This window comes from Bacillus andreraoultii (assembly GCF_001244735.1).
In the GTDB taxonomy this organism is placed as follows: Bacteria; Bacillota; Bacilli; order Bacillales; family Caldibacillaceae; genus Caldifermentibacillus; species Caldifermentibacillus andreraoultii.
This window is the reverse complement of the sequence record NZ_LN868936.1, coordinates 157623-173244: the sequence shown is the minus strand read 5'-3', so window position 1 is coordinate 173244 and position 15622 is coordinate 157623. Positions and strand designations below refer to the sequence as shown.

Here is a 15622-nt window from a genome sequence, read left to right as displayed (position 1 = left end):
GTTTTTAGCAAATAGTAAAGTATGAATTTTCAAATATCTTTTTTCTTATACGCATAAGCATACAAGGAAGGATCTAGGTGCTACATCAAAGTTTTTGTGAACACTAGTCTCTTTAGTTGTCTAAAGGCTCTAGCATCCTTCCGTTTTCTTTATCGTTCACATCTTTTGGAACCAAATTTTTACCTATTTCATATGATAAGAAATGATTATTCATTTGTGAGGCATCTTTAGATTAATGCAACAGGAGGAAAACAAATGGGGTATAGAGGGAAATTGACTTTTTTCACGATTTGTTTAAGTGTGTTTTTATTATTGGCAGGTTGTTCGTTCCAACAAGGAGCAAATAAACCGAAAGATGAAGAAAAAGACAAAACGGAACAAGTGAAAGAGAAGAAAAATCAATCAAAGGAAGAAAAGGATAAGGATAAAGACAAAGCAAAAGAGGACACGGTTCCATCTGATAAAGAATTAATTGCTGTATTGGAGAAGAATTTAGAAACGATGTTAGATGGGGACATTGAAGGATATATGGCCACCATTCATGATGAATCACCAAGCTATGAAACGACCGAACAACTAATGAAACAATTAACTTCACAGTATAAATTAGATATCAAAGTGGATGAAATGGAAGTAATGGAGAAATCTGCAACGGAAGCTAAAGTGTCTTTCGTACAAACGACAATAAAACTAGAAGGTCCTGAATTTATGAATAATAAAACAACAGGTTATCACATATTAAAGCCTTATAAGGGTGAATGGAAAGTTTATGAAAGTGGTCAAACAGATATTGTTTATTTAGATGAAAAAGGCAACCCAATTGATGAAAATAAAAGTGGGGAGGGTTCTGGACAAGACGGAAATGAAACGAAAGAAGGACCAGAAAATGATGTACCTGCATTTCATGCGGACGAAGGAGATTACGAGTATATTAGTGAGTACGAGAAGTTAGACTTCACAATCGATGACAGAAATTGGAAGCTTGATTTTTATGACGAAGATGTTACGAACGGGATTGCCATTGCTGAATTTGTTTTAAACAATGAAACTGTTCATGATTGGTCTGAGTTGTTTACAATTCATTACTATAAAGATGGTAAGCTACGAATGGAACCACAAAGCTTTATTGATGAGATGGAGATTGCTTTACATGAAAGTGTCACTGGTGATATAAAATTTCTTTCCTATGATGTGACAGCAAATGAAGGTTATTATGAATTTTATTTACAAGATGATGCAGTTGAAGCGGATCAACACGAGTTGGCAAGGATTTTCTTTGTTGGAAATGATATGTTTATCGTCCGATATACGAAAGAGGGAGAGCAAATGGATGATGCAACAAAAATAAATTGGATTACGACACTAAAACAAGTGCGAGCAATAAATTAATATAAATAAGGCGAATTGGAGTATGTATCCATTCGCCCTTTTTCATATATACACCCGTTCATACGTCACACAAATAGGAGTAAAATTCGATAAATAATGAAAGATAAGATTGCTGAAATAGGTAGTGTAATGAACCAAGTGACGACCATTCTTTTTGCTGTATCCCATTTGACTCCACGAATGCGGTGAGCGGAACCAACACCTAAAATGGCTGATGAAATGACATGAGTTGTACTAACGGGTAAGTGTAAAAAGGTTGCTCCAAAAATGACTGTCGCACCAGTTAAATCAGCAGCAACACCATTAACTGGACGAATTTTCATAATTTTTGATCCGACCGTTTTAATAATTCTCCAGCCACCAACAGAAGTTCCTAACCCCATTGCAGTAGCACAAGAAGCTTGTACCCATAAAGGTACATCCCCGCCACTAATATAATTGCCTGTCATGAGGGCCATGGTAATAATCCCCATTGTTTTTTGAGCATCATTCGTCCCATGTGTATAGGATTGAATGGCTGCTGTTGCAATTTGGAAATAGCGGAAGTTGCGATTTGTTTTTGCTAAATTGTAGTTTTTAAATACGACTTTAAAAATGCTATAAATGGTATAACCGACGACAAAAGCAATAATGGGTGATAAGATTAATGCTTCAATAATATTAATAAATCCAGAATAATTAAGCACAGCAAAACTTGAACTGGCAATAGCAGCTCCAGCAACAGATCCAATTAATGCGTGAGATGAACTACTTGGAATACCGAAATACCAAGTAATTAAATTCCAAGTAATGGCTGCGATTAATGATGCTAAAATAACAAGCGTACCATTTGGTAAAGAGAATGGGTCAACGATATCTTTTGTAATTGTTTTAGCCACACCAGTAAAAGTCATGGCACCGAGAAAATTCATAATGGCAGCCATAAGAATTGCATGCCGTGGTTTTAATGCTTTAGTTGAAACACTTGTAGCAATAGAGTTTGCTGTATCATGAAAACCATTGATAAAATCGAAACCGAGTGCAAAGATAACAACGAGTATGATGATAATTGCATTTCCATCCATATATGTAATTCCTTCTCTACTTAATCTTTATTTTTTGCAAAAAATATAATTTTCATAACCTATTTTAAGCATTTTTCATTACAACAGTTTCTAAAACATTTGCAACGGATTGGCAATAGTCAGCAACATCTTCTAAAATTTCATATATTTCTTTATATTGCATAATCTTTATAGGGTCTTTTTCAACCGCAAATAATTCTTTTATTGCAATACGTAATAAATGGTCACAATTTGATTCGTATTCTTTAATTTTAATTGAATGGTCATGAATGCCGGCTAACTTTTTATCAGCAAGTAGTTCAACAGCTTGATCAATTTCAACGGTCATATTTTTAATTGCTGTAACAAAGGATTTCATATGTTCAGTTGGATTGACGATTGAATACATTTCAAACCCGGCTGCACATTCTTCAAGACCATCAATAACATCATCTAGTGTCATTGTAAGAAGCATAATATCTTCTCTCTCAATAGGAGTGATAAAAGCGTTATTTAATTCTTTTGTAATCGTATGAACGAACGTATCCCCTTTTGCCTCATGTTCTTTCACCTTATCGTAAAAGACTTTTAAATCCCGTGTGTTTGATATTTTATAGTCATAGAAAAATTGGGCAGCTTCTTTAATATTGTTTGTTACGTCCAATAACATCAATGCAAATTTGTCTTTCTTTTTTGCCATGACAATGCCTCCAAAGTTCAAAATGGTTAATTAAAAACACTATTTAAGTATAGCTCATAAGTTCACATTTTTCTAGACCATTCAAAATAATCCTTTGATTGATATCTACTCCCTATTTCTATCTTATGGAATAATATTTTTGTTATACAAATGAAAAGAAATAGCAAGATATAATATAGTAAAATAGGTCTAGACAGATTAGTGGAAAAGGTGCATTTATGAAAACTATACAAACGTTACTTTTATTTTTCTTCTTGCTAGCTTTGTTTCCAATTAACCAGGCAGGAGCTAAAGAACAAAAGGAATTAGAGCTTCAAAGTGAATCAGCTGTACTAATGGATGCAAAATCTGGACAAATCCTTTACGGGAAAAATGAAAATAAACGCATGAACCCAGCAAGTATTACGAAAATTGCCACTGCCATCTACGCATTAGAACATGCGAACTTACATGATAAAGTCATTGTAAGTGAAAATGCAACGAAGGTAGAGGGGACAAAAGTATACTTAGAAGCTGGAGAAGTCGTAACAATGGAAAAACTGATTATCGGGATGCTGTTAAACTCAGGAAATGATGCTGCAGTTGCTATTGCTGAACATATTGATGGATCGGTTGGAAATTTTGCTCGTCATATAAATAACTATTTAGTGGAAAATATCGGTGTTACTGAAACACATTTTGAAAATCCAAATGGTCTTTTTGGTAAAAATCATTATACAACTGCCGCAGATATGGCGAAAATTACAAAGTATGCAGAACAAAACAATGATTTTCGGAAAATTTTTGGTATGAAAGAATATAATTGGAATGGACAATCTTGGAACACAAAACTGTTAACACATCATCGTCTTTTAAAAGGTGAATATCCATACGAAACAGCAACCATTACAGGTGGAAAAAATGGATTTATTCAAGAAGCAGGATTTACGCTCGTCACTGCTGCGGAGAAAAATAATCAACATTTTATTGTCGTTACGATGAAATCAAATGAAAAAAAGGCCCCGTATGCCGATACAATAGAACTATTGGATTACGGTTTTAGCCACTTTGCAACGGAATATATTCCAAAAGGGTTAGTCTTTATGAAAAACGGTACAAAGTATATTGCTGACGAAAACATTTACTATACAGTAGAAAAAGGAAAAAGGTATTCAAAAACAGTGAATGAGCAAGGAATCTTAACAATTGATAGTGGAGATCGTAAAGACCTTGTCCCTCATTTTCAATTACGGGTGCAATCGACTTCACCGAAACAGGCCCCATTAGAAAATACGGAACAGGGGAACTTTTCTAAAATGATCTCAATGGAAGCTGTGGCTAATTTGGGCATATTGGCCTTTTTTACAATGGGCATCGTTTTAATACTTCGGTATCGAACAAAGCTTTACCCATGGAATGAATGAATGAATCGACTTTATTAGGAAGAGAATTCTTGAGCAAACGGTGGAAATAAAATCGAGGACGAAACAAACGGATCTGACATATCTTATGTCGGGTCTTTTTTAAAGAAAAAAAGAGGCTGGGACATAACTAGCCAAAAGTAGTATATAAAAAGGTTCCAGGCAATAAAAAATTTGCTTGGAACCTTTTTTGTGGGGTTTTTCCATTTCTCGTCACTATTTTACCGCTGATGGCGGTGACTTTTCTCATATTCACCGCCATCAACGCAAAGGCTAATTCATTTTTCACTTTCTGTTTTCCTCTGACGGAAAAACGAGTGAAACCTAAATTAGCCTTCAGAAAACCGAACGCTGGTTCTACATCAATTTTACGTTTTCCGTAAATTTCACCAGTTTTCTCGTCTGAAAGCTTCGTACGTACATATTCTTTTTGGGACTCCCACTTTTCATTCATGTAGACTTTTCGGTTGTTCCCTTCTTTTGCTTTCGTGCATAAATCGCGGAGTGGACAATCCGAACAGTCCTCACACTCGTACACTTTAAATTCACGGGTGAATCCGTACCTGTCTGTTCGTTTGGAATGATGGCTAAATCGTACTTTCCGACCATTTGGGCACAGAAAAGTATCTTCGTCCTCATTATATTCCCAATTATCTACATGAAAAGCGTTGTCCTTATGCTTCTTTTTCTTCTCCTTTCGATATTGATTGTATGTAATAAGTGGCGTTCGATTTCGATTCTCGATGATATCTTCATAATTCTGTTCGCTACCATATCCTGCATCCGCGACAATGAATTCCGGAAGCTCGAAAAAGTTTTCTTCAATCGTGTCGAGAAAAGGAATTAAAGTGCGTGTATCGGTCGGGTTTGGGAAAACATCGTAAGCGAGCACATATTGACCTTCCGTCGCAATTTGGACATTGTAACCAGCTTTCAATTGACCGTTCTTCATGTAGTCGTCCTTCATGCGCATAAACGTCGCATCTGGGTCCGTCTTTGAGTAACTATTGCGATCACCGAAAATCTCCATATCGTTTTGATATTTTTGTATGCGAGTAATGAAATCCATCCATTGCTTCCGAGATTGTATGGGTAATTTGCGTTCGGAACGGAGCTTTTTCCGTTCACTCCCAACTTCAGATACTTCAATCTTTTTATTATATTCCTCGATTTTCTCGTCTAACTTTTCGACTACTTCTTCCATTTCTTTGACGGAAAGTTCCTCTTCCTTTTCTCGCTCTATTGCTGGGATGATCTCCTTCTCTAGCAGCTCATCATACAGTTGATTGGACTTTTCAATTAGCTTATCACTATATCTTTCAATGGACTTCCGCCATACAAAGGTGAACTTATTTGCGTTTGCTTCAATTTTTGTACCATCAATAAAAATGGCTTCCTCTTCAATCAATTCCTTTTCCACGAGCTGATTTCGGAACTGGACAAAGCATTCACGTAGGATGTTTTCAATGAGTGGATTAGAACGGAAGCGATTGATGGTGCGATAGCTAGGTTCATGTCCTTGAGCCAGCCACATCATGCGGATACTATCCTGTAATAAAGCTTCTATTTTACGGCCGGAAAACACGGATTGCGTATATCCACACAAAATGACTTTCAACATCATACGAGGATGATACGCGGGACGGCCGGTTTGTCGTATGAAGTCCTCGAAAGCTTCTTCGGGAATACTCTCGACAAGATCATTGATCGCAAAAGCAATATCGTTTTCTTTCAACTTAATTTCTAAATTTAGCGGTAAAACTACTTGATTCATGTTATAATGTTTAAACATAAGGGCACCTCCAAAATTATTGTTTCGTCACTTTAATTTTATCAAAAGGTGCCCTTTTTGTTTACTAGAATTGTGACAAAAAAGGCGTTGGGTCTACACTTTTTAGTGTAAGCTCCAACGCCTTAATTTTTATTTTACTAAAGTTTTGTCCCAGTCTCTTCATTTTATTTCTTTTTTTTTAACAAGATTTCAGGATGATGAGGTGCATCAGTATCTTTCGTAGCATTTACAAAATACATATGATTATTAACTTCCCCATATTGTTCTATATAAGGCATTTCAATTGATTCAAATAACTCCATGTCTTCATCTGGGATTTTTATCACAATTGCTGCATAACCTTCATCATCAGATGAAGCAAAATCTCCATGAGACTGCCCTCAATTAATGCGACATCAATTGCTTTTCTTAATTCTAATAATGCATTTTTATTGCCCACTATAAATGAATCGTGATGTGGCATGTATTGAGCGTAAATATGAAGATAGTTAGCATCATTATAAGTCAATTTAATCACTTTCCTTTCTCTTAGCTAAAAGTAAAGTAAACATTTTCCAACTTCTATTTTTTATACGCTCGGCGAACTAGGGCTCTGCTTTCTCCTAAAGGCTCAAGCTCTGAGTTTTCTTTATTTTTTGTTGTTCCAGTCAATTTTCGTAAAATTGATTCAAAGCTGGATAATGATTCGGAATAAAACAGTCGTTTTTGAACTCCGTACTTTTTACCTTAGCAGTTTTTTTAAAAAAATAAGAAAGTATAAAACTTTGTTGCATCTATAGCCTAAAAATAGTCGTATTTTAAAAATATACAGGTAAGTATTTTGAAGCTATTCTTATTTGATAAACATCAATATTGGGAAGCCTTCAAAAAGAAATATGGAGTGAGAATCCGCCCCATAATCAATGAAGTTTCGCGAAAATAGGTTCATAGAAGAGATCTATGAGCCAAAAATGATGTGGATTTCACGAAAAGTGGTTCATAGAAGAGATCTATGAGCCGAAAATGTTGATGATTTCGCAAAAATAGGTTCATAGAATCATTCTATAAGCCGAAAACGATGAGGATTTCGCAAAAAGTGGTTCATAGAAGAGTTCTATAAGCCTAAAATGATGTGGATTTCACGAAAAGTGGTTCATAGAAGAGTTCTATGAGCCAAAAATGATGTGGATTTCACGAAAAGTGGTTCATAGAAGAGATCTATGAGCCGAAAATGTTGATGATTTCGCAAAAATAGGTTCATAGAATCATTCTATAAGCCGAAAACGATGAGGATTTCGCAAAAAGTGGTTCATAGAAGAGTTCTATAAGCCTAAAATGATGTGGATTTCACGAAAAGTGGTTCATAGAAGAGTTCTATGAGCCAAAAATGATGTGGATTTCACGAAAAGTGGTTCATAGAAGAGATCTATGAGCCGAAAATGTTGATGATTTCGCAAAAATAGGTTCATAGAATCATTCTATAAGCCGAAAACGATGAGGATTTCGCAAAAAGTGGTTCATAGAAGAGTTCTATAAGCCTAAAATGATGTGGATTTCACGAAAAGTGGTTCATAGAAGAGTTCTATGAGCCAAAAATGATGTGGATTTCACGAAAAGTGGTTCATAGAAGAGATCTATGAGCCGAAAATGTTGATGATTTCGCAAAAATAGGTTCATAGAATCATTCTATAAGCCGAAAACGATGAGGATTTCGCAAAAAGTGGTTCATAGAAGAGTTCTATAAGCCTAAAATGATGTGGATTTCACGAAAAGTGGTTCATAGAAGAGTTCTATGAGCCAAAAATGATGTGGATTTCACGAAAAGTGGTTCATAGAAGAGATCTATGAGCCGAAAATGTTGATGATTTCGCAAAAATAGGTTCATAGAATCATTCTATAAGCCGAAAACGATGAGGATTTCGCAAAAAGTGGTTCATAGAAGAGTTCTATAAGCCTAAAATGATGTGGATTTCACGAAAAGTGGTTCATAGAAGAGTTCTATGAGCCAAAAATGATGTGGATTTCACGAAAAGTGGTTCATAGAAGAGATCTATGAGCCGAAAATGTTGATGATTTCGCAAAAATAGGTTCATAGAATCATTCTATAAGCCGAAAACGATGAGGATTTCGCAAAAAGTGGTTCATAGAAGAGTTCTATAAGCCTAAAATGATGTGGATTTCACGAAAAGTGGTTCATAGAAGAGTTCTATGAGCCAAAAATGATGTGGATTTCACGAAAAGTGGTTCATAGAAGAGATCTATGAGCCGAAAATGTTGATGATTTCGCAAAAATAGGTTCATAGAATCATTCTATAAGCCGAAAACGATGAGGATTTCGCAAAAAGTGGTTCATAGAAGAGTTCTATAAGCCTAAAATGATGTGGATTTCACGAAAAGTGGTTCATAGAAGAGTTCTATGAGCCAAAAATGATGTGGATTTCACGAAAAGTGGTTCATAGAAGAGATCTATGAGCCGAAAATGTTGATGATTTCGCAAAAATAGGTTCATAGAATCATTCTATAAGCCGAAAACGATGAGGATTTCGCAAAAAGTGGTTCATAGAAGAGTTCTATAAGCCTAAAATGATGTGGATTTCACGAAAAGTGGTTCATAGAAGAGTTCTATGAGCCAAAAATGATGTGGATTTCACGAAAAGTGGTTCATAGAAGAGATCTATGAGCCGAAAATGTTGATGATTTCGCAAAAATAGGTTCATAGAATCATTCTATAAGCCGAAAACGATGAGGATTTCGCAAAAAGTGGTTCATAGAAGAGTTCTATAAGCCTAAAATGATGTGGATTTCACGAAAAGTGGTTCATAGAAGAGTTCTATGAGCCAAAAATGATGTGGATTTCACGAAAAGTGGTTCATAGAAGAGATCTATGAGCCGAAAATGTTGATGATTTCGCAAAAATAGGTTCATAGAATCATTCTATAAGCCGAAAACGATGAGGATTTCGCAAAAAGTGGTTCATAGAAGAGTTCTATAAGCCTAAAATGATGTGGATTTCACGAAAAGTGGTTCATAGAAGAGTTCTATGAGCCAAAAATGATGTGGATTTCACGAAAAGTGGTTCATAGAAGAGATCTATGAGCCGAAAATGTTGATGATTTCGCAAAAATAGGTTCATAGAATCATTCTATAAGCCGAAAACGNAAGAGGCTGGGACATAACTAGCCAAAAGTAGTATATAAAAAGGTTCCAGGCAATAAAAAATTTGCTTGGAACCTTTTTTGTGGGGTTTTTCCATTTCTCGTCACTATTTTACCGCTGATGGCGGTGACTTTTCTCATATTCACCGCCATCAACGCAAAGGCTAATTCATTTTTCACTTTCTGTTTTCCTCTGACGGAAAAACGAGTGAAACCTAAATTAGCCTTCAGAAAACCGAACGCTGGTTCTACATCAATTTTACGTTTTCCGTAAATTTCACCAGTTTTCTCGTCTGAAAGCTTCGTACGTACATATTCTTTTTGGGACTCCCACTTTTCATTCATGTAGACTTTTCGGTTGTTCCCTTCTTTTGCTTTCGTGCATAAATCGCGGAGTGGACAATCCGAACAGTCCTCACACTCGTACACTTTAAATTCACGGGTGAATCCGTACCTGTCTGTTCGTTTGGAATGATGGCTAAATCGTACTTTCCGACCATTTGGGCACAGAAAAGTATCTTCGTCCTCATTATATTCCCAATTATCTACATGAAAAGCGTTGTCCTTATGCTTCTTTTTCTTCTCCTTTCGATATTGATTGTATGTAATAAGTGGCGTTCGATTTCGATTCTCGATGATATCTTCATAATTCTGTTCGCTACCATATCCTGCATCCGCGACAATGAATTCCGGAAGCTCGAAAAAGTTTTCTTCAATCGTGTCGAGAAAAGGAATTAAAGTGCGTGTATCGGTCGGGTTTGGGAAAACATCGTAAGCGAGCACATATTGACCTTCCGTCGCAATTTGGACATTGTAACCAGCTTTCAATTGACCGTTCTTCATGTAGTCGTCCTTCATGCGCATAAACGTCGCATCTGGGTCCGTCTTTGAGTAACTATTGCGATCACCGAAAATCTCCATATCGTTTTGATATTTTTGTATGCGAGTAATGAAATCCATCCATTGCTTCCGAGATTGTATGGGTAATTTGCGTTCGGAACGGAGCTTTTTCCGTTCACTCCCAACTTCAGATACTTCAATCTTTTTATTATATTCCTCGATTTTCTCGTCTAACTTTTCGACTACTTCTTCCATTTCTTTGACGGAAAGTTCCTCTTCCTTTTCTCGCTCTATTGCTGGGATGATCTCCTTCTCTAGCAGCTCATCATACAGTTGATTGGACTTTTCAATTAGCTTATCACTATATCTTTCAATGGACTTCCGCCATACAAAGGTGAACTTATTTGCGTTTGCTTCAATTTTTGTACCATCAATAAAAATGGCTTCCTCTTCAATCAATTCCTTTTCCACGAGCTGATTTCGGAACTGGACAAAGCATTCACGTAGGATGTTTTCAATGAGTGGATTAGAACGGAAGCGATTGATGGTGCGATAGCTAGGTTCATGTCCTTGAGCTAGCCACATCATGCGGATACTATCCTGTAATAAAGCTTCTATTTTACGGCCGGAAAACACGGATTGCGTATATCCACACAAAATGACTTTCAACATCATACGAGGATGATACGCGGGACGGCCGGTTTGTCGTATGAAGTCCTCGAAAGCTTCTTCGGGAATACTCTCGACAAGATCATTGATCGCAAAAGCAATATCGTTTTCTTTCAACTTAATTTCTAAATTTAGCGGTAAAACTACTTGATTCATGTTATAATGTTTAAACATAAGGGCACCTCCAAAATTATTGTTTCGTCACTTTAATTTTATCAAAAGGTGCCCTTTTTGTTTACTAGAATTGTGACAAAAAAGGCGTTGGGTCTACACTTTTTAGTGTAAGCTCCAACGCCTTAATTTTTATTTTACTAAAGTTTTGTCCCAGTCTCTTCATTTTATTTCTTTTTTTTTAACAAGATTTCAGGATGATGAGGTGCATCAGTATCTTTCGTAGCATTTACAAAATACATATGATTATTAACTTCCCCATATTGTTCTATATAAGGCATTTCAATTGATTCAAATAACTCCATGTCTTCATCTGGGATTTTTATCACAATTGCTGCATAACCTTCATCATCAGATGAAGCAAAATCTCCATGAGACTGCCCTCAATTAATGCGACATCAATTGCTTTTCTTAATTCTAATAATGCATTTTTATTGCCCACTATAAATGAATCGTGATGTGGCATGTATTGAGCGTAAATATGAAGATAGTTAGCATCATTATAAGTCAATTTAATCACTTTCCTTTCTCTTAGCTAAAAGTAAAGTAAACATTTTCCAACTTCTATTTTTTATACGCTCGGCGAACTAGGGCTCTGCTTTCTCCTAAAGGCTCAAGCTCTGAGTTTTCTTTATTTTTTGTTGTTCCAGTCAATTTTCGTAAAATTGATTCAAAGCTGGATAATGATTCGGAATAAAACAGTCGTTTTTGAACTCCGTACTTTTTACCTTAGCAGTTTTTTTAAAAAAATAAGAAAGTATAAAACTTTGTTGCATCTATAGCCTAAAAATAGTCGTATTTTAAAAATATACAGGTAAGTATTTTGAAGCTATTCTTATTTGATAAACATCAATATTGGGAAGCCTTCAAAAAGAAATATGGAGTGAGAATCCGCCCCATAATCAATGAAGTTTCGCGAAAATAGGTTCATAGAAGAGATCTATGAGCCAAAAATGATGTGGATTTCACGAAAAGTGGTTCATAGAAGAGATCTATGAGCCGAAAATGTTGATGATTTCGCAAAAATAGGTTCATAGAATCATTCTATAAGCCGAAAACGATGAGGATTTCGCAAAAAGTGGTTCATAGAAGAGTTCTATAAGCCTAAAATGATGTGGATTTCACGAAAAGTGGTTCATAGAAGAGTTCTATGAGCCAAAAATGATGTGGATTTCACGAAAAGTGGTTCATAGAAGAGATCTATGAGCCGAAAATGTTGATGATTTCGCAAAAATAGGTTCATAGAATCATTCTATAAGCCGAAAACGATGAGGATTTCGCAAAAAGTGGTTCATAGAAGAGTTCTATAAGCCTAAAATGATGTGGATTTCACGAAAAGTGGTTCATAGAAGAGTTCTATGAGCCAAAAATGATGTGGATTTCACGAAAAGTGGTTCATAGAAGAGATCTATGAGCCGAAAATGTTGATGATTTCGCAAAAATAGGTTCATAGAATCATTCTATAAGCCGAAAACGATGAGGATTTCGCAAAAAGTGGTTCATAGAAGAGTTCTATAAGCCTAAAATGATGTGGATTTCACGAAAAGTGGTTCATAGAAGAGTTCTATGAGCCAAAAATGATGTGGATTTCACGAAAAGTGGTTCATAGAAGAGATCTATGAGCCGAAAATGTTGATGATTTCGCAAAAATAGGTTCATAGAATCATTCTATAAGCCGAAAACGATGAGGATTTCGCAAAAAGTGGTTCATAGAAGAGTTCTATAAGCCTAAAATGATGTGGATTTCACGAAAAGTGGTTCATAGAAGAGTTCTATGAGCCAAAAATGATGTGGATTTCACGAAAAGTGGTTCATAGAAGAGATCTATGAGCCGAAAATGTTGATGATTTCGCAAAAATAGGTTCATAGAATCATTCTATAAGCCGAAAACGATGAGGATTTCGCAAAAAGTGGTTCATAGAAGAGTTCTATAAGCCTAAAATGATGTGGATTTCACGAAAAGTGGTTCATAGAAGAGTTCTATGAGCCAAAAATGATGTGGATTTCACGAAAAGTGGTTCATAGAAGAGATCTATGAGCCGAAAATGTTGATGATTTCGCAAAAATAGGTTCATAGAATCATTCTATAAGCCGAAAACGATGAGGATTTCGCAAAAAGTGGTTCATAGAAGAGTTCTATAAGCCTAAAATGATGTGGATTTCACGAAAAGTGGTTCATAGAAGAGTTCTATGAGCCAAAAATGATGTGGATTTCACGAAAAGTGGTTCATAGAAGAGATCTATGAGCCGAAAATGTTGATGATTTCGCAAAAATAGGTTCATAGAATCATTCTATAAGCCGAAAACGATGAGGATTTCGCAAAAAGTGGTTCATAGAAGAGTTCTATAAGCCTAAAATGATGTGGATTTCACGAAAAGTGGTTCATAGAAGAGTTCTATGAGCCAAAAATGATGTGGATTTCACGAAAAGTGGTTCATAGAAGAGATCTATGAGCCGAAAATGTTGATGATTTCGCAAAAATAGGTTCATAGAATCATTCTATAAGCCGAAAACGATGAGGATTTCGCAAAAAGTGGTTCATAGAAGAGTTCTATAAGCCTAAAATGATGTGGATTTCACGAAAAGTGGTTCATAGAAGAGTTCTATGAGCCAAAAATGATGTGGATTTCACGAAAAGTGGTTCATAGAAGAGATCTATGAGCCGAAAATGTTGATGATTTCGCAAAAATAGGTTCATAGAATCATTCTATAAGCCGAAAACGATGAGGATTTCGCAAAAAGTGGTTCATAGAAGAGTTCTATAAGCCCAAAATGATGGAAGTTTCACGAAAAAGGGTTCATAGAAGAGTTCTATGATCCCAAAATGATGGAAGTTTCACGAAAAAGGGTTCATAGAAGAGTTCTATGATCCCAAAATGATGGAAGTTTCACGAAAATAGGTTCATAGAATCGTTCTATAAGCCGAAAACGATGAGGATTTCGCAAAAAGTGGTTCATAGAAGAGATCTATGAGCCGAAAATGAAGAGGATTTTGCAAAAATAGGTTCATAGAATCGTTCTATGATCCCAAAATGATGGAAGTTTCGCGAAAAAGGGTTCATAGAATCGTTCTATGAGCCGAAAATGTTGATGATTTCGCAAAAATAGGTTCATAGAATCATTCTATAAGCCTAAAATGATGTGGATTTCACGAGAAGTGGTTCATAGAAGAGATCTATGAGCCGAAAATGATGTGGATTTCACGAAAAGTGGTTCATAGAATCATTCTATAAGCCGAAAACGATGAGGATTTCGCAAAAAGTGGTTCATAGAAGAGTTCTATGAGCCAAAAATGATGATGATTTCACAAAAAGTGGTTCATAGAAGAGTTCTATAAGCCCAAAATGATGGAAGTTTCACGAAAAAGGGTTCATAGAAGAGTTCTATAATCCCAAAACGATGAGGATTTCGCAAAAAGTGGTTCATAGAAGAGTTCTATAAGCCCAAAATGATGGAAGTTTCACGAAAAAGGGTTCATAGAAGAGTTCTATGATCCCAAAATGATGGAAGTTTCACGAAAAAGGGTTCATAGAAGCGTTCTATAAGTCAGGTTATTGTCTCTGTTTACTTGTTCTAATAATGAGAGATTTTCCCCGTATTCTTTCCGTAGTGTAGAGATATTAGTGTACAAATCCCGGACTGTTGCATTGTCTTTTCCATAATGAATGATAACTTTTCTAAGTTTTAAAATAGACGATTACCTGCATAGTTATCAACAAGCACCTAAGTTTCATATAATTGGGTATACTAAAGATGTTGAAAATGGAAAGACAGTATATAATGAGCATAGATTACATATTAAAAAAAGTCGGGAGTGTTAGCAAATGACCGATATGAATGAAAAGCAAAGAGAACAAGAGCGGGTCAATCACGTCCTTCGTGTCATTGAGCAGAAAATGCAAAGTTTGGAGGAGAAAACGGGAGGGCTAAAGCAAGATATCGTTCAATTGCGCAAAACTTTCTGGGACGATGTTACTGTAAACTTAGATGAACCAGATGATGTCATTGAAACACATACGAGTTTAAAGCAACAGGCAGAACTTTTATCCGAACGTGAACGTAGTCATGGACAATTTTTTAAGCAATATAAAAACTTAACACGGTTAAAAAACTCACCTTACTTTGGACGAATTGACTTTTTAGAAGAAGGTGAGAGTGAAACCGAAAAAATATATATTGGTTTATTTTCGTTATTGGATGAAAATGATGAGGATTTTCTTGTATACGATTGGCGAGCACCTATTTCCAGTATGTACTACGATTTTGCCCCAGGTTCGGCGCACTACCAAACGATGGACGGGACGATTAAAGGTGAAATAAAGTTAAAACGACAATACATGATTCGAAACGGCCAGATTAGAGGGATGTTTGATACCGGAATTACAATCGGTGATGAGATTTTGCAAGCGGTTCTAAGTGACCAGTCCGATACACAAATGAAAAATATTGTTGCGACCATTCAAAAGGAACAAAATGAAATTAT

General features: G+C 35.8%; 10 protein-coding genes and 1 pseudogene. 3 read left to right on the top strand and 8 right to left on the bottom strand.

Annotation, left to right across the window (positions count from 1 at the left end; all coding sequences use genetic code 11):
- Positions 1-255: 255 nt before the first annotated feature.
- Positions 256-1389: a hypothetical protein gene (locus BN2144_RS03930; protein ID WP_050632198.1), complete on the top strand. Its 1134-nt coding sequence runs from the start codon at positions 256-258 to the stop codon at positions 1387-1389.
- Positions 1390-1454: 65 nt separating this feature from the next.
- Here BN2144_RS03930 and BN2144_RS03925 read toward each other — a convergent pair whose 3' ends face one another.
- Together BN2144_RS03925 and BN2144_RS03920 are read right to left on the bottom strand one after the other, a co-directional pair.
- Complete coding sequence (locus BN2144_RS03925; protein ID WP_033827025.1) at positions 1455-2453, bottom strand: inorganic phosphate transporter; 999 nt, start codon at positions 2451-2453, stop codon at positions 1455-1457.
- A gap of 64 nt (positions 2454-2517) precedes the next feature.
- Positions 2518-3132, bottom strand: coding sequence for a DUF47 domain-containing protein (locus tag BN2144_RS03920; RefSeq protein WP_033827024.1), 615 nt, complete (start codon positions 3130-3132; stop codon positions 2518-2520).
- Positions 3133-3350: 218 nt separating this feature from the next.
- On the opposite strand from BN2144_RS03920, the gene BN2144_RS03915 reads away from it, so the two are divergent.
- Positions 3351-4535, top strand: coding sequence for a D-alanyl-D-alanine carboxypeptidase family protein (locus BN2144_RS03915; protein WP_033827023.1), 1185 nt, complete (start codon positions 3351-3353; stop codon positions 4533-4535).
- 127 nt (positions 4536-4662) lie between these two features.
- Here BN2144_RS03915 and BN2144_RS03910 read toward each other — a convergent pair whose 3' ends face one another.
- From BN2144_RS03910 to BN2144_RS19810, 6 genes are all read right to left on the bottom strand, one after another.
- The gene (locus BN2144_RS03910; RefSeq protein WP_230199704.1) at positions 4663-6324 is read right to left on the bottom strand and encodes an IS1182 family transposase; all 1662 of its coding nucleotides are present in this window, start codon (positions 6322-6324) and stop codon (positions 4663-4665) included.
- Positions 6325-6488: 164 nt separating this feature from the next.
- The gene (locus BN2144_RS19825; RefSeq protein WP_154665487.1) at positions 6489-6626 is read right to left on the bottom strand and encodes a hypothetical protein; all 138 of its coding nucleotides are present in this window, start codon (positions 6624-6626) and stop codon (positions 6489-6491) included.
- 20 nt (positions 6627-6646) lie between these two features.
- Complete coding sequence (locus tag BN2144_RS19820) at positions 6647-6787, bottom strand: hypothetical protein (RefSeq protein ID WP_154665486.1); 141 nt, start codon at positions 6785-6787, stop codon at positions 6647-6649.
- A 2692-nt stretch (positions 6788-9479) separates the two neighbouring features.
- Positions 9480-11141, bottom strand: coding sequence for an IS1182 family transposase (locus BN2144_RS03900; protein ID WP_230199704.1), 1662 nt, complete (start codon positions 11139-11141; stop codon positions 9480-9482).
- Between the two features lie 164 nt (positions 11142-11305).
- A complete protein-coding gene (locus BN2144_RS19815; protein WP_154665487.1) occupies positions 11306-11443 on the bottom strand; it encodes a hypothetical protein in 138 nt (45 codons plus the stop codon).
- A 20-nt stretch (positions 11444-11463) separates the two neighbouring features.
- Positions 11464-11604: a hypothetical protein gene (locus tag BN2144_RS19810; RefSeq protein WP_154665486.1), complete on the bottom strand. Its 141-nt coding sequence runs from the start codon at positions 11602-11604 to the stop codon at positions 11464-11466.
- A gap of 3359 nt (positions 11605-14963) precedes the next feature.
- Here BN2144_RS19810 and BN2144_RS20025 point away from each other — a divergent pair.
- Positions 14964-15622, top strand: a pseudogene (locus tag BN2144_RS20025) (helicase); the annotation flags it as partial.